The 15,646-nt window shown below is 56.0% G+C and carries 14 protein-coding genes and 1 pseudogene; 5 read left to right on the top strand and 10 right to left on the bottom strand.

The window, feature by feature from the left end; genetic code table 11:
- Positions 1 to 41: 41 nt before the first annotated feature.
- Positions 42 to 1,160 carry an oxidoreductase gene (locus tag A1WC_RS14455; RefSeq protein WP_016160890.1) on the bottom strand — a complete coding sequence of 373 codons (1,119 nt, stop codon included), beginning with the start codon at positions 1,158 to 1,160 and terminating at the stop codon, positions 42 to 44.
- The gene (locus A1WC_RS14450; protein ID WP_012541956.1) at positions 1,123 to 1,866 is read right to left on the bottom strand and encodes a DeoR/GlpR family DNA-binding transcription regulator; all 744 of its coding nucleotides are present in this window, start codon (positions 1,864 to 1,866) and stop codon (positions 1,123 to 1,125) included. Before A1WC_RS14450 ends, A1WC_RS14455 begins: the two co-directional genes overlap by 38 nt.
- Before the next feature lie 278 nt (positions 1,867 to 2,144).
- On the opposite strand from A1WC_RS14450, the gene zntB reads away from it, so the two are divergent.
- The 3 genes from zntB to dbpA all read left to right on the top strand — a co-directional run bounded on the left by zntB (position 2,145) and on the right by dbpA (position 5,027).
- Positions 2,145 to 3,128 (top strand): zinc transporter ZntB, encoded by a 984-nt coding sequence (gene zntB / locus A1WC_RS14445; protein WP_008805152.1) that lies wholly within the window; start codon positions 2,145 to 2,147, stop codon positions 3,126 to 3,128.
- 334 nt (positions 3,129 to 3,462) lie between these two features.
- A complete protein-coding gene (locus tag A1WC_RS28425; protein ID WP_369707647.1) occupies positions 3,463 to 3,639 on the top strand; it encodes a hypothetical protein in 177 nt (58 codons plus the stop codon).
- 14 nt (positions 3,640 to 3,653) lie between these two features.
- Positions 3,654 to 5,027, top strand: a complete 1,374-nt coding sequence (gene dbpA / locus A1WC_RS14440; protein WP_016160891.1) for an ATP-dependent RNA helicase DbpA — start codon at positions 3,654 to 3,656, stop codon at positions 5,025 to 5,027.
- A gap of 45 nt (positions 5,028 to 5,072) precedes the next feature.
- Here the strand turns inward: dbpA and ttcA are convergent, their stop codons facing one another.
- Both ttcA and A1WC_RS0125120 read right to left on the bottom strand, forming a co-directional pair.
- Positions 5,073 to 6,008, bottom strand: coding sequence for a tRNA 2-thiocytidine(32) synthetase TtcA (ttcA, locus tag A1WC_RS14435; RefSeq protein ID WP_016160892.1), 936 nt, complete (start codon positions 6,006 to 6,008; stop codon positions 5,073 to 5,075).
- A 48-nt stretch (positions 6,009 to 6,056) separates the two neighbouring features.
- Positions 6,057 to 6,521, bottom strand: a pseudogene (locus A1WC_RS0125120) (tyrosine-type recombinase/integrase); the annotation flags it as partial.
- A 546-nt stretch (positions 6,522 to 7,067) separates the two neighbouring features.
- Here A1WC_RS0125120 and A1WC_RS0125125 point away from each other — a divergent pair.
- Positions 7,068 to 7,448 carry a hypothetical protein gene (locus A1WC_RS0125125; RefSeq protein ID WP_032691179.1) on the top strand — a complete coding sequence of 127 codons (381 nt, stop codon included), beginning with the start codon at positions 7,068 to 7,070 and terminating at the stop codon, positions 7,446 to 7,448.
- A 291-nt stretch (positions 7,449 to 7,739) separates the two neighbouring features.
- Here the strand turns inward: A1WC_RS0125125 and A1WC_RS26170 are convergent, their stop codons facing one another.
- The 5 genes from A1WC_RS26170 to nifJ all read right to left on the bottom strand — a co-directional run bounded on the left by A1WC_RS26170 (position 7,740) and on the right by nifJ (position 14,533).
- On the bottom strand, positions 7,740 to 8,099 hold the full coding sequence (locus tag A1WC_RS26170) for a CHAP domain-containing protein (RefSeq protein ID WP_071599412.1): 360 nt from the start codon (positions 8,097 to 8,099) through the stop codon (positions 7,740 to 7,742).
- Positions 8,100 to 8,650: 551 nt separating this feature from the next.
- Entirely contained in the window at positions 8,651 to 9,085 is a 435-nt protein-coding gene (gene uspF / locus A1WC_RS14430; protein ID WP_008805149.1) for a universal stress protein UspF, read from the bottom strand.
- A gap of 82 nt (positions 9,086 to 9,167) precedes the next feature.
- Complete coding sequence (locus A1WC_RS14425; RefSeq protein ID WP_008805148.1) at positions 9,168 to 9,380, bottom strand: KTSC domain-containing protein; 213 nt, start codon at positions 9,378 to 9,380, stop codon at positions 9,168 to 9,170.
- A gap of 142 nt (positions 9,381 to 9,522) precedes the next feature.
- Positions 9,523 to 10,647 (bottom strand): porin OmpK37, encoded by a 1,125-nt coding sequence (ompK37, locus tag A1WC_RS14420; RefSeq protein WP_016160893.1) that lies wholly within the window; start codon positions 10,645 to 10,647, stop codon positions 9,523 to 9,525.
- 358 nt (positions 10,648 to 11,005) lie between these two features.
- Complete coding sequence (gene nifJ, locus A1WC_RS14415) at positions 11,006 to 14,533, bottom strand: pyruvate:ferredoxin (flavodoxin) oxidoreductase (RefSeq protein WP_016160894.1); 3,528 nt, start codon at positions 14,531 to 14,533, stop codon at positions 11,006 to 11,008.
- Positions 14,534 to 14,895: 362 nt separating this feature from the next.
- Here nifJ and A1WC_RS14410 point away from each other — a divergent pair, with 362 nt between their 5' ends.
- Positions 14,896 to 15,159, top strand: a complete 264-nt coding sequence (locus A1WC_RS14410) for a DUF333 domain-containing protein (RefSeq protein ID WP_008805145.1) — start codon at positions 14,896 to 14,898, stop codon at positions 15,157 to 15,159.
- 45 nt (positions 15,160 to 15,204) lie between these two features.
- On the opposite strand, the gene hslJ is transcribed toward A1WC_RS14410, so the two are convergent.
- Positions 15,205 to 15,645, bottom strand: coding sequence for a heat shock protein HslJ (gene hslJ / locus A1WC_RS14405; RefSeq protein WP_012541951.1), 441 nt, complete (start codon positions 15,643 to 15,645; stop codon positions 15,205 to 15,207).
- Position 15,646: the final 1 nt, after the last annotated feature.

The following is a 15,646-nucleotide window of genomic DNA, read 5'->3' on the forward strand; positions in this document are numbered from 1 at the left end:
GTTACCTGCGGGATGCGCAGATAACCGGAGAGCAGGCAGGATTAGCGCAGCGCGTTGCGCTCGTCGTCGGTCAGGTCCAGGGTCTGCACCATGCCGCTTTCTGCAGCGCGCACCGCCGCTTCCAGAACGGCCATTACCGCCAGCGCTTCAACCGGCGGCACCGGATTGGCGATCTGACCGTTCAGCGCGTCGCGGATCTGCATATAGTACTGGCGCTGATCGCCCTGCGGAGTGGCCTGAGAGTGGGTCTGCAGCGAGGCGTCATAGATCACCAGCTTGTCATCATCCTGACCCCAGCCGGCACTTCCCGGCTCCACGCCCGCCAGCAACTGGCTCTCCTGCTGGTCGGCCCGCGCTTTGATCACGCTGCCTTTATCGCCGTGCACGGTGAAGCGCGAGGAGCCGCCCGCGACCAGCATGCTGCAGTGCAGGATCGCTTTATGCGCCGGGTAGTTTAATACCACATGCGCCCAGTCGTTGATCTCCGCGCCGTCGCGCAGGGTGGCGATATTGCCTTGTACCGACTGCGGCAAACCAAACAGCTGCAGCGCCTGGTCGATCAGGTGGGGCCCCAGATCGAACCATAAACCACTGCCCGGGACGTTCTGCTCACGCCAGCGGACGCGAACTTCCGGACGGAAGCGGTCAAAATGCGACTCGAAGTGTTTCACCGTGCCGATGGCGCCCTGCTCAATGACCTGACGGATCCCCTGGTAGTCGCTGTCCCAGCGGCGGTTATGGAAGACCGAGAGCAGGCGCTGTTTCTCCTCAGCCAGGGCGATCAGCTCCCGGGCTTCCTGCATATCGAGGGTAAAAGGTTTATCCACCACCACATGCTTGCCGGCGTTCAGCGCCAGGCGGGCCAGCGGCGCGTGGGTGGCGTTGGGGGAGGCGATGACCACCAGATCGACATCCGGATGCTGAACCGCTGCCTCCGGGGAAGCGATGACCGTGACATCCGGCAGGTCGCGTTTGACTTTCTCTTCATCGCGCGAGGCGACGAACGCCAGATTCAGACCCGGCACTGAACGGATAAGCGGCGCGTGGAAGGTCTTACCGACGAAGCCATAGCCAATCAGGGCGATATTTATTGTGTTGTTACTCATCAGGTTCTCCACGCGGTTAAGCGTCAGCAATGTGTACAGAGAGGGCGGGGTCATCCCCCAGCTCAGCCCAGGGACGATCAAGAAAAAGATGGTGAATATCGCTGAGCCCGGCCACCAGCCACGGCTCGCAATGGTTGACTTTGGTATGGTCTGCCACCAGCCAGTGCTCTGCGCTGGCGGCCAGCATGGCGCGCTTCACGTCAGCATCGGCCTCCTGGCTGGCGCTCAGCCCCAGCCCGGCATGAAGCGCGCAGGCGCCGAGAATGGCGATGTCGGCCCGGTAGCGGGCGACCAGCGACAGCGTAGCGCTGCCGGCGAACAGCCGCTGTTCACTGTCCCACTGGCCGCCAAGCAGGATCAGCTGGATATCGGTACGGTCGCTAAACAGCTGGGCGATATCCAGCGAAGGCGTGATCACGGTCATCGGCCCTTTAAGCTGGGCGGCGACCGCCAGCACCGTGCTTCCGGCGTCGAGAAACAGCGTCGAGCCGAGGGGGATGCGCGCGGCGACCTGCTGACCCAGGCGCTGCTTGGTCTGGGGGAGCAGGGCGTTTCGACCCTGGCGGGTCATCGCCGGGACGTTAAGAGCGATGGCGCCGCCGTGGCTTTTCTGCAGGACACCCTGTTTTTCCAGCTCGCTCAGATCCCGGCGAATGGTATCGGCGGAGACCTGGAGCCCTTCGACCAGTTCGCTGATGCTTAGCTGGCCGTTTTCACTCAGCCTGTCGAGGATGTGTTTTTGTCTGGCGAGCTTATGCATGGCAAGCGACTCCGCAAATTAACGCAATAAACAGCATAATACAGCAATGAGTGGCAAAATAAACCGCAAAAAGACGCATTGAGATCGGCAAAACGGGAAGAACTTGATTTCACTACGCTTTAACGTTAAATGAGGAGTGCAGCGCGACCCGGGGCGAAAGCGCTTTTTAATGAAGCTATTAGCCCTACTTACCGGGCAATAAAAAGCGAAAAAGCGCGCTTTCGCGTACCTTATAGAGAGTGCGCGCAATGTGACAGGTATGGATTAACGGAGGTTGAGTGGACGCGATTAAAGGCTCGGAGTTGCAAATACCGGACGCGATCTTCGCGTGGGTGCTCGACGGGCAGGGGGGCGTGAAGCCGCTCACCGATAACGATATTATCGACAAAGACAAGCCCTGCTGGCTGCATCTGAATTATACCCACAGCGACAGCGCCGACTGGCTGGCGGCCACCCCGTTGCTGCCCAACAACGTGCGTGACGCCCTGGCGGGGGAGAGCACCCGGCCACGGGTGACGCGGATCGGCGACGGGGCGCTGATCACCCTGCGCTGCATTAACGGCAGTACCGATGAGCGTCCCGACCAGCTGGTGGCGATGCGTCTGTATATGGACGAGCGGCTGATCGTCTCCACCCGTCAGCGCAAGGTGCTGGCGCTGGACGATGTGCTGGGTGACCTGAAGGAGGGCAATGGCCCGACGGACGGCGGCAGCTGGCTGGTGGAAGTCTGCGATGCGCTGACCGATCATGCCAGCGAGTTTATCGAACAGCTGCACGACCGCATTATCGACCTGGAAGATGACCTGCTTGACCAACAGGTGCCACCGCGGGGTTTTCTCGCGCTGCTGCGTAAGCAACTGATTGTGATGCGCCGCTATATGGCGCCGCAGCGCGACGTTTACGCCCGACTGGCCAGCGAGCGGCTGCCGTGGATGAGTGACGATCAGCGGCGGCGGATGCAGGATATCGCTGAGCGGCTGGGGCGCGGTCTGGATGAGATCGACAGCTGTATCGCCCGGACGGCGATCATGAGCGACGAGATCGCCCAGATTATGCAGGAGTCGCTGGCGCGGCGGACCTACACGATGTCGTTGATGGCGATGGTGTTTCTGCCCAGCACCTTTTTAACCGGCCTGTTCGGCGTCAACCTTGGCGGGATCCCGGGAAACAGCTGGCATCTGGGGTTTAGCCTCTTCTGCCTGATGTTAGTTGTTGTCATCGGTGGTGTTGCGTGGTGGTTACATCGCAGTAAATGGTTGTAAAGAATCGCCTTTTAGCGGCCGCATTGCCGGGAAAACCCGGCAATGTTTGAGCGAAATCAATAAACCACCTACCCATTCAGGGCAATATCTCTCTCGCAGGTGAATGCAACGTCAAGCGATGGGCGTTGCGCTCCATATTGTCTTACTTCCTTTTTTGAATTACTGCATAGCACAATTGATTCGTACGACGCCGACTTTGTTGAGTCGGCTTTTTTTTTGCGCTCTCCGGACCAGCTTCTACGCTTACTAAGACACCCGACGGTCTTCAGGCCGTTAAGCCTGCGGGTACGCCCGTATTACTCTCCGGGAGGCCTCTATGCATTACGCTTCAGGGCTGACAGCCCAGTCTATCCCCATCTCACCCGAGCCGAACGATCCGGCTCCTTTACCCGACCCACGACCGCGTCCGCAGCCGCAGCCCGATCCGCCGCCTGACGAAGAGCCGATTAAATTGTCGCATCAGGCGCGGAGATCTGCGAGGATACGCGCCTGCAGATTGTCCGTCCTTTAATACGAGAATACATTGTGACCGCTTTTTCTACCCTGACTGTTTTACCTGCCGCCCAATTAGCCAACCTTAATGAGCTGGGTTATCTGTCGATGACTCCGGTTCAGGCCGCCGCCCTGCCGGCGATCCTTGCGGGGAAAGATGTGCGCGTGCAGGCAAAAACCGGCAGCGGAAAAACGGCCGCATTCGGGCTGGGTCTGCTGCAGCATATCGATCCGGCGCGCTTTGAGACCCAGTCGCTGGTGTTGTGTCCGACCCGCGAGCTGGCCGATCAGGTTGCCGGTGAGCTGCGTCGCCTGGCGCGCTGCCTGCCGAACATCAAGATTCTGATGCTCTGCGGCGGGCAGCCCTTTGGCGCCCAGCGAGATTCACTCCAGCACGCCCCGCATATCATCGTCGCCACCCCGGGCCGTCTGCTCGATCATCTGCAGAAGGGAACCGTCTCCCTTGACGCGCTGCAGACCCTGGTGATGGATGAAGCGGACCGCATGCTCGATATGGGCTTCAGCGACGCCATCGACGAGGTGATCCGCTTCGCGCCGGCTGACCGGCAGACCCTGCTGTTTTCCGCCACCTGGCCCGCGGCAATCGCGGCGATCAGCGGCCGGGTGCAGCGCAATCCGCAGACAATTGAGATCGACACTGTCGATGCGCTCCCGGCGATTGAACAGCAGTTCTTTGAAGTTTCCCGCCACGGTAAGATTGCCCTGCTGCAGCGCCTGCTCAGCCAGCATCAGCCTGCATCCTGCGTGGTGTTCTGCAACACCAAACGCGATTGCCAGGCGGTCTGCGATGCGCTCAACGCCGCCGGGCAGAGCGCCTTGTCCCTGCATGGTGATCTCGAGCAGCGCGATCGCGATCAGACGCTGGTGCGCTTCGCCAACGGCAGCGTCCGGGTTCTGGTGGCGACCGACGTCGCTGCCCGCGGCCTGGACATCAAATCCCTCGCACTGGTGGTGAACTTCGAGCTGGCCTGGGATCCGGAGGTGCATGTTCACCGCATCGGCCGTACCGCCCGCGCCGGCGAACAAGGGCTGGCCATCAGCTTCTGTGCGCCGGAAGAGGCGCAGCGCGCCACGATCCTGGCCGACATGCTGCAGCTCTCCCTGAACTGGCTGTCGGCGCCGACGGGCAACACCATCGCACCGCTGACGGCGGAGATGGCCACGCTGTGTATCGACGGCGGTAAAAAGGCGAAAATGCGCCCGGGAGATGTGCTGGGAGCGTTGACCGGCGATATGGGTTTTGACGGTGCCGATATCGGCAAAATCACCGTCCATCCGGCTCATGTCTATGTGGCGATCCGCCAGAATATGGCGCAGAAGGCGTATAAGCAGTTACAAAATGGCAAGATTAAGGGCAAAGCCTGCCGCGTTCGACTGCTGAAGTAAGGGCAGGTTAGTGCGTCTCAGGCGGCTGCCTGAGACGCGTGAGGGTTACTTCACTTCCACCACGTTCAGACGCAGTTCATCGAGACGGGCGTCTTCTTCTTCCGGCTGCCAGCCGGCAGGCTGCAGGGGAATATCTTCCCGGTCAAACGCCAGATCGCCGCCGTCCACCACCTCGGAGCCGTGGATGATGCCTTTAAAATCAAACAGATTGACATCGCTCAGGTGTGAAGGCACCACGTTCTGCATCGCGCTGAACATGGTTTCAATGCGCCCAGGATAACGCTTATCCCAGTCGCGGAGCATATCGGCGATCACCTGGCGCTGCAGATTTGGCTGCGAACCGCACAGGTTGCACGGAATAATCGGGAAGCCTTTGGCCTGGGAGAAGCGCTCGATGTCCTTTTCGCGGCAGTAGGCCAGCGGGCGGATGACGATGTGTTTGCCGTCGTCGCTCATTAGCTTCGGCGGCATTCCTTTCATTTTGCCGCCGTAGAACATATTCAGGAACAGCGTCTGCAGGATGTCATCGCGATGATGGCCGAGGGCGATCTTGGTCGCCCCGAGCTCGGTGGCGGTACGGTAGAGGATACCGCGACGCAGGCGAGAGCACAGCGAGCAGGTGGTTTTCCCTTCCGGGATCTTCTCTTTGACGATGCCGTAGGTATTCTCTTCGACAATCTTGTATTCCACGCCCAGCTGCTCAAGATACGCCGGCAGAATATGCTCCGGGAACCCAGGCTGTTTCTGATCGAGGTTCACCGCCACCAGCGAGAAGGAGATGGGCGCGCTTTTCTGCAGATTACGCAGGATCTCCAGCATGGTATAGCTGTCCTTGCCGCCTGAAAGACAAACCATAATGCGGTCGCCCTCTTCAATCATATTGAAGTCGGCAATCGCCTCACCGACGTTGCGGCGCAGACGTTTCTGCAGCTTATCGATGTTGTATTTCTCTTTCTTTGTAAGTTCTTGATTTTCTTGCATTGTTAACATTCTCAAAATCTAAAAGGGGCATATAGGGGGCAAAATGTGTTAAAGCCCAAGCCGGGAATTCAACATAGAAACCTGGTCGCCGTTCATTTCTTCTATCCATGTACTATAAACGTCGTACACCATTTGCGCGTTTTCATGCCCCATCTGATTGGCTATAAAAGACGGGTTTGCGCCAGCCGTCAGGAGCCAGCAGGCAAAAGTATGCCGCGTATGGTACGGATTCCTGCGGCGAATGCCAGCGCGTTTTACTGCAGCTTCCCATCTGCTGCCTATGCTGCTGTGCGAGTAGCAGGGTTTTTGCTCGCCTTTTCGTCTCCGCGGCATGAAAACAAATCGCAAATTCTGTTCCTCGCTTGAGCCGTATTCCCTGTGGTGAAACGTGATAGAGGATACCGGATGTCCAGCAGTCAGTTCATGCTGCGCTTTCAGCGCGTCCAGGGCAGGGCCGAGCAATTGTATCGTCCGGTTTCCTGCCGCTGTTTTTGGTGGGCCGAACATGCCGTTTGCTGTCATGGTAATAAAGAAATTAATGGTCGAAGCAGGTTTAACAGAAAACATCGAATTTGTATTTAGCGTGAAGGCTTAGCGGTTACGTGGGGGATCGAAAAATGAGCGAGTAAGGGAGTATCTGCAGAACAATGGTTTTTCGCGGTGAGTGGCTTGACGGTACGCGCTTAGAGGAGTGCAAACTCAGGGAAGCAAGTTCATTTTGTGGTCATATGAACACTCTATATTTTTGCATATAACCAATTGCTTTTTAATATCTTTTTACGAGCAGGCTAATGGTGTTCAACAATTAAAATAGTCAAGGCCAGCTACAAAAATGTGCTACGTAAATCGAGACAGAAGCTTGGGACATCAAGAGTAGCAAACTGGTCAGAACTTGAGATAATGAAAACAAGAGAACAACTACTATAATAAAAATCGAGCAAACCAAGTTTGATGAAGTTGATGTAAAAGCGCCTGAAATATAAGTCAGGATTGGCATGTTTTTATCGTTATATTTATTCTTATAAATCATCTTTTTTGAACTAATCATGCGAGGGCGTTATGGACAAGAAAACGTTAAATGATCAAGCACTTAAATTTCGTTCTCAGTTTAATAAAGGTCAAAAGAATTGGAGTTTTGCACATCATTTCAGTATCTTCGGTTCAATTCTATGTAGTGTAGCTGCGGGAGCAATTTTACAAATCAAAGACCCAGATTATTCAGGAGTCGCAGTAGTATTAACGACTATTGCAGCAGCACTTACAGCAATCGCAACTGCAGGAGGCTTTGAGCGTAAATGGAGGAGTAATCGTTTAAGCCGAAGTGAGATAGATCTCCTACTTATTGATATAGAGGCTCAAGGAGCTAACTTTGACGCACTAGCTATAAAACTTAAAAACATTATTTTTAGGCATGATATGGAGATCGTTAAAAAGCCCTAAGTTGCAAGCGGCGAGCACTTCTTTGGCCAAAAAGCTAGACTTGATTGCGCTGCAATCGTCGCGGTCGTAGGCGTATGTAGCAGGGCCTGGTCGCCGGCAGAAAAAATTGCAGATGTGAGGTCCTACTGACAATTAACTTTGTTATCCATAAAGGCAGTGATTAACATTATCATAGCCGCTAATAATATTTTTACTTCATCCGCGTGGAATATTAGGGCTCGCAATTGTGAGCCCTCTAGATCTTACCAACTGATTTGTTGAGCTGAATTTATTGGTAATTCAATCTCTTAATCAAGTGTGGCGAAGAATGATAAATGGAGGGGCAGAATTTCTGTATGCCTGCCCCGGATACATTGTTTTTTGAATGAAGTCACTAATCCAATTTTCACCATCATATATACAGACATGGCCATAAGGATGGTTTGGTATAGGCTGTATTATCGCAATATCTCCAATATCCATACTAACAATCGCATACTTAAATCCAGCTGCAAATAGAGTGTTTCCCATGTCCTTGGCATATGGAGTTCTTGGGATGTTGAGACCACCATAGAGAATTGCGTTGGTTACATATCTAGCACATAACCCAATACTATGATCTTCAGCATTGTCTCTGGCATATTGTGCTGCTAAGTACTTATTCCAAGACATTTTTTATCCTCATTTATCTCTAAATAAAAATCATCGAGAGGAAAATACAGAATTCCCAATTAATTATTGTAGCTATTTGGCTGTGCATTATTTTTTTATCAGTAGCAATTCCACTCATACAGTTCAACCAAGTCTAAGCATCTGATTTAAAAACGGTGCTTTCAGAGAAAAGGCCTCCCTTCTATGAATACGAAATACTAATTTGACTACTCTGCGGTTGTTCTCCTGCGGCATCGGCTCCATAAAGCCGAACAGACAACGGAATCGCGGTGACATATCCCTACACAGGGCTCACCGGTGACGTTTCGTAACTCATTCTCTACGCGCTTGTACTGAGCCCGAATACTACTTCCTTTCACGCCATCCGTAACTATGGAAAGAAGGAAACAGGTACCAGAAAAACGGCGTGATGCCCGAAGAGTTCTATAGCTAGGGTCAGTACGGATTCAGGGGCAGAATGTCAGCATCTTTCCGGCACTTTCCGCTGCGGGCAGGCAGGCGGAGGCGGTGTAAGCGGAAATAAAAAGCCCGCCGGGCGGCGGGCTGTGGCGTTAACGCACCACCAGGACTGAGCACTCGGCGTGGCGGACCACCGCGGCGGCGTTGGAGCCCAGCAGATAGGTGGTGATATCTGGCCGGTGCGACGCGATGATCACCAGGTCGGCGGGTAGCGACTTGGCCAGCGCGAGGATCTTATCTTTTGGCGACCCTTCGGCGACGTGAAAATGCATCCGATCTTCCGGGATGGAAAATTGTTTGGCGATCTCTTTAAGCTGCGTTTCCGTTCCTTCGCGCAGCTCATCCATACCCGGCAGTTCGGCGGTGTAAGCCATTCCCAGTGAGGCATAATAGGGCAGGGAAGGGATCACGGAGAGGAAATGGACCTCAGCGTCGTCAATCCGTGCTTCCGATTCAACGTGACTGATAATGCGTTCAGTAAATTCTTTATCAGAGATATCGATAGGGACAAGAATCATTCTGCTCATAAAAACCTCCTGTTTAAGTATCCCCTCACATTGTACGGCATTAGAGCACGTTTTGTATCATGACCGTGGTCACACTTTGACATTAACGTGGCTTGCGTTCGGGGAATTTCCCTTTGATCACGCCGTCATAAAATCGTCCTTTTGACACCACCTGTAAAAAATCGCGGAAAATACGCGGTGGCACGCCGGTATATTGCAACGGCGGCTGGTGATAAAAATAGATTTCCAGTGTGGCGGAGGCGTCATCGTAGGCGACAGAGATAATTCGGGATGATTTTACTGGGTGATGATGCATGGTGGACGTCCTCGGGCAAGCACTGACTGAGCACGACTATATCACTAAATGGACGGCTATTTTAACCAGCGGGATATATTGTTTTGTTTTATCTACTGTACGGCGGGAGGAAGAAGCCCGCCGGAACCGGCGGGCTGGCGCATCAGAACTGGTAAACCAGGCCCAGGGCGACGATGTTGTCGGTAGAGATACCGTTGTCTTTGTAGAAGCTGTCGTTGTCATCCAGCAGGTTGATTTTGTAATCAACGTAGGTAGACATATTACGGTTGAAGTAATAGGTAGCGCCAACGTCCATATATTTGACCAGATCTTTATCGGCGTAGCGGCCGTTATTATAGAGATCTTTGCCTTTGGACTGCAGGTAGGAGATGGCCGGACGCAGGCCGAAGTCGAACTGATACTGCGCGGTGACTTCGAAGTTTTGCGTTTTATTGGCCACGCCGTCATTGCCGTACGGGGTCATATTGCGGGTTTCTGAGTACATGGTCGCCAGGTAGATATCGTTGGCGTCGTACTTCAGGCCGGCGGTCCAGGCTTCGGCTTTATCGCCGCGGGCGTTGGTCTGGGTCATCTGATCGTTGGTACGGTCAGAAGAGGTGTAGGCCGCTGCCGCGCTGATGCCCATGCCGAAGTCATAAGAGGTGGAGAGACCGAAGCCATCGCCATTGTCGAAGCGAACATCGCTGTCGCTGCTGCGGTTATTGGTGCCGACGTTGATATCCTGCGCGTTCTGACCTTCGTTTTTACCCTGATACTGCAGGGCAAAGTTCAGACCCTCCACCAGGCCAAAGAAATCGCTGTTGCGGTAGGTCGCGACGCCGTTGGCGCGGCCTGCCATAAAGTTATCCGCATAGGTGTAGGAGTCGCCGCCGAACTCCGGCAGCATATCGGTCCAGCCTTCGACGTCGTACAGCACGCCGTAGTTACGACCGTAGTCGAAGGAGCCGTAATCGCCGACTTTGATACCCGCGAATGCCAGACGGGTCCACGCCTGATCGCTGGAGCTCTCGGTGTTGTTGGCCTGAACGTTATATTCCCACTGACCGTAACCGGTGAGCATATCGTTGATCTGAGTTTCGCCTTTAAAGCCAAAACGCAAATAAGTTTGATCGCCGTCTTTTTTCGAGTCGCTGGAGAAATAGTGCAGACCGTCTACCTTGCCATAGAGATCTAATTTATTTCCGTCTTTATTATAAATTTCCGCCGCATGGGCGGCACCGGCGGCTAATAAAGCCGGAATAACGAGGGCCAGTACTTTTCTTTTCATGAAGAAATTCCTTTAACTGTTTTTATGTTTTAGCTTCCGGGAAGGAAGTGAACTCATGCTAAAGGAGCGGTCTGAGATATGGTAAGACTCAATTGTTACGATATAAGTAAAATCTAAAATAAATAATACCAAAGAAACGGTGATAATTATGCTGAATATATCCGTGGATAATATACAAAATAAAAATTATACATACCCAGGATAATCACGTATTATTCGCGCGTTATATGCCTTTATTGTCATGCCAATTATTTATTGTTGCCGTCTCATTCTGCGGAATGATTTTGTTTATCGGTAAAACGACAAGCCCGAACAACATGTTCGGGCTTTTTTTATGGCTGCAGGATGGAAAATAACCTTAGCCTTCGCTCGGTGATTTCTCCGCTTTGCCGGCCAGCTGGGCGAGGAAGTCATACCGTTTCTGCAGATCGGCGGCGGCGTCTTTCCACAACTGCTCCGCCACCTCCGGCTGCTGGGCGTTCAGGCGACGGAAGCGTTGCTCGTTGAGCAGCGTCTCGGCCAGCGCGTCGGACGGCGGACGAGAATCCAGCGCCAGCGGCAGTTTGCCTTCGTCGGCGCGACGCGGGTCGAAGCGGTAGAGCGGCCAGAATCCAGTGGCGGTCAGCTGACGCATCTGATCGTGGCTGAGCGCCAGATCGTAGCCGTGTTCTTCGCAAGGACTGTAGGCGATGATCAGCGACGGTCCCGGATAGGCTTCCGCTTCCTGAATCGCTTTCACCGTCTGGTTCAGCTGCGCGCCCAGCGAAATCTGCGCCACATAGACATGACCGTACATCATCATGCTGACGCCAAGATCTTTGCGCGCCTTGCGTTTACCGTGTTCGCCAAACTTAGTGACCGCCCCCAGCGGGGTGGCTTTTGACGCCTGGCCGCCGGTGTTGGAGTAGCACTGGGTATCCAGCACCAGAATGTTGACGTTTTCCGTCAGGCTCAGCACATGATCCAGACCGCCGAAGCCAATATCGTAGGCCCAGCCGTCGCCGCCGATCAGCCAGACGGATTTCTCCACCAGCGCGTCAGCATCGGTCAGCAGCTCTTCAGCGCCGTCCACGCCGGCCAGCGCCTGGCGCAGGGCCGCCACCTGCTCGCGGCGAACTTCCGGCGTCGCCTCGGCATGCAGCGCCGCGTTCAACTCTGCCGGCAGTTTGTCGGCAAATTCGCTCAGCAGGCGCATCACGCGCTGACGGTGCTGGTCGACGGTTAAGCGGAATCCGAGCCCGAATTCAGCGTTATCCTCAAACAGCGAGTTGGCCCATGCCGGGCCGCGGCCGTTGGCGTCGGTCGTATACGGCGTCGAGGGCAGGTTGCCGCCGTAAATGGAGGAGCAGCCGGTAGCATTGGCAATCAACATCCGATCGCCATACAGCTGGGTCAGCAGTTTGATATACGGCGTTTCGCCACAGCCGGAGCAGGCGCCGGAGTATTCAAACAGCGGGCTGATCAGCTGCGAGGTGCGAATATCAATCCGCTCCAGTTTTGTACGGTCGATTTCCGGCAGGTTGAGGAAGTAATCGTAATTGACCTTCTCCTCTTCCACATGCTCCAGGCGCGACATCATATTGATGGCCTTGATCTCCGGGTTCTGGCGATCTTTCGCCGGGCACACTTCAACGCACAGGTTGCAGCCGGTGCAGTCTTCCGGGGCGACCTGCAGAACGTATTTTTGTCCGCGCATATCGCGGGATTTGACGTCCAGCGAGTGCAGACTGGCAGGGGCGTTCTCCATCTCTTCCGGCGCGACCACTTTGGCGCGGATCGCCGAGTGCGGGCAGGCGGCGACGCAGTGGTTGCACTGCGTACACAGCGCTTCCTTCCAGATGGGGATCTCTTCGGCGATATTGCGTTTCTCCCAGCGCGTGGTGCCCATGGGCCAGGTGCCGTCCGGCGGCAGGGCGGAGACCGGCAGCGCATCGCCGAGGCCGGCCAGCATCGCGGCGGTGACCGTTTTGACGAAATCCGGCGCGGCGTCAGAGACGACCGGCGGGCGGTTCGGACTGCTGGCGTTCACTGGCTGGAGCGGCACTTCCGCCAGCGATTCCCGGGCCAGGGCCAGCGCCTGCCAGTTGCGTTCCACCAGCTCCTGGCCTTTGCTGCTGTAGCTTTTGGCGATGGCTGCCTGCAGTTCCGCCAGCGCGCTGTCGCCCGGCAGGATGCGGGTGAGATGGAAGAACGCCATCTGCATCACGGTATTAATGCGCGCGCCGAGGCTGCACTCGCGGGCGATTTTCGCCGCGTTGACCACGTAAAAACGCGCTTTTTTCTGATTCAGGGTGGCCTGGACTTCCTGCGGCAGGCGAGACCAGACCTCATCGGCGCCATACGGCGTGTTGAGCAGGAAAATACCGCCGGGCTTCAGCCGCTCGGCCATCTGGTATTTATCGATAAACTGTAGCTGGTGGCAGCCGACAAAATCAGCCTGCGAAATCAGATACGATGAACGAATCGGTTTTTCGCTGACGCGCAGATGTGAGACGGTCAGGCCGCCCGCTTTCTTCGAGTCATAGACAAAATAGCCCTGTGAGAACCACGGGGTCGAGTTGCCGATGATTTTGATGTTGTTTTTGGTGGCCGACACGCTGCCATCGCTGCCGAGACCGTAGAACAGGGCCTCGAGCTTGGCCTCAGCCGGCAGGGAATTTTCTCCCAGCGGCAGCGACAGATTGGTCACGTCATCATAGATACCGACGGTAAAGCGCGGCTTCGGCTGAGCGGACTGCAGTTCACTAAATACCGCCAGCACGCATTCCGGGCCGAACTCCTTGGAGGAGAGGCCATAGCGGCCGCCGATGGTGCGCGGCAGCGTCTCGCGCTCGCCGCGGTTAAAGGCTTCCGCCAGGGCGGTCATCACATCGAGATACAGCGGCTCGGCAAGCGCGCCAGGCTCTTTGGTGCGATCGAGCACCGCTACCGCCCGGGTGCTCTCCGGCAACGCTGCCAGCAGGTGGGCGGCGGAGAACGGGCGATAGAGGCGCACTTTCAGCACGCCGACTTTCTCGCCGCGGCTCAGCAGTTCATCAACCACCTCTTCGCAGGTACCGATGGCCGAACCCATAATGACGATCACGCGCTCTGCCTGCGGGTGGCCGTAAAACTCAAACGGTTTGTACTGACGGCCGGTGGCGGCGGCGAAGTCGTTCATCGCCGTCTCAACATGGTTATAGACCGCGTCGTACCACGGATTGGTGGCCTCCCGGGACTGGAAGTAAGTGTCGGGGTTGGCCGAGGTTCCGCGGATCACCGGGTGTTCCGGATTGAGCGCGCGCTGGCGATGCTCGGCGATTTTATCCTGCGGTAGCAGGGCGCGAATGGTGTCATCCGCCAGCGGGGCGATTTTGTTGATTTCGTGCGAGGTGCGGAAACCATCAAAGAAATGAATAAACGGCACCCGGCTTTGCAGGGTGGCGATATGCGAGATCAGCGCAAAATCCTGCGCCTCCTGGACGCTGCTGGCGCACAGCATGGCGCAACCGGTCTGCCGCACGGCCATGACGTCGGAATGATCGCCGAAGATCGATAGCGCGTGGGTGGCGACGGTGCGGGCGGCGACGTGCAGCACAAACGGCATCAGCTGGCCGGCCAGTTTGTACAGCGTAGGGATCATCAGCAGCAGGCCCTGCGATGAGGTAAAGGAGGTGGAGAGGGCGCCGGTCTGCAGCGCGCCATGTACGGCGCCAATGGCGCCTGCCTCCGACTGCATTTCGACCACGCGGGGAACATCGCCCCAGACGTTTTTCAGCCCATTGCCGGCCCAGGCGTCGGCCTGTTCCGCCATCGTTGAACTGGGCGTGATCGGGTAGATGGCGATAACTTCACTGGTGCGAAACGCGACGGAAGCGACCGCGCCATTACCATCAATCGTAATCATATGAAGACACCCTTACATTGCGCAAAAGAATGGACACGTGAAACCGCGACGCGCCCTGTAATTATATAAGGGGTAGTTTAGCAAACCGTTGGCGCGGCCATTTTTGCATTTGTGTCCTCAATGCGCCGGCCACCCGTGACCAGATCAATATTTTGCATGGTTCGCGGAGAAAATGGCTTCCTGCCGAGTGTCGAGTCACGTGCGCCCGGCGACCAGGCCGGAGCAGATCAAGCTTTCGGCGAAAATTTGCTAGAAAATGTTAATGAGGCGCATAAATACGTACTTCCCCCCTCGACGCCGCCCGCCACGCTGCCTATTATTCTGGGGTTTGCTTTTTTAAGACGTTTCCGAGGGGAGAGAGAATGCGAGCTGCGATATTAGTAGGTTGTGCGGCGCTGTTGCTGTCGGCGTGCAGTAGTGAACCCGTTCAGCAGGCCACGGCGGCGCACGTCACGCCAGGCATGCGGGCGGCGATGAGCGACGCCGGTCAGGCCAACTGCGCCATGATAGGCGGCTCGTTATCGGTGGCTCGTCAGCTCGATGGTTCGGCGATTGGCATGTGCGCGCTGCCGAACGGCAAACGCTGCAGCGAGCAGGCGCTGGCGGGCGGCAGCTGCGGCTACTAACGGCGGCCCCGTCGCGGGGCAGCGTCAGCGGCACCTCAAGGCCGGCTAGTGCATCAGGTCGGCGAGCTTATAGACCAGCGTCTGGTCGGCGGTCGCCAGCGTCAACTGGTTTTCCGTCAGATCGACCTGCGCGCCTTCGCGCAACATCTTGCCGATCGTCGCGTCAAGGGTATTAAGCTGGGCATCGTGGCACAGCATCCGGGTCATCGCCAGCGACTTCACCTTCAGCTCGCCGTCCGACACCTTGCCTTCCCCGCTAAAACCGTTGCACATATTGCCCGAAACATACATCTTGCCCGTAATAGCCATCTTCTCGCCGAAGCTCAGCTCCAGCGGCCGGTCGCCGGAGCTGACCGCCTGGCCGTTGACGCTGGTCAGCACGAAGCGATGATGCTGCAGCTGTTCCGCGCCGGTGGACACCTTACTGTTATAGACACAGCCGGACAACAGCATACCTGCCGCCAGTAGCGCCGCCAATTTGTTCATT

This window comes from Klebsiella sp. KTE92, from assembly GCF_000398905.1.
Classification (GTDB): Bacteria; Pseudomonadota; Gammaproteobacteria; order Enterobacterales; family Enterobacteriaceae; genus Klebsiella; species Klebsiella variicola.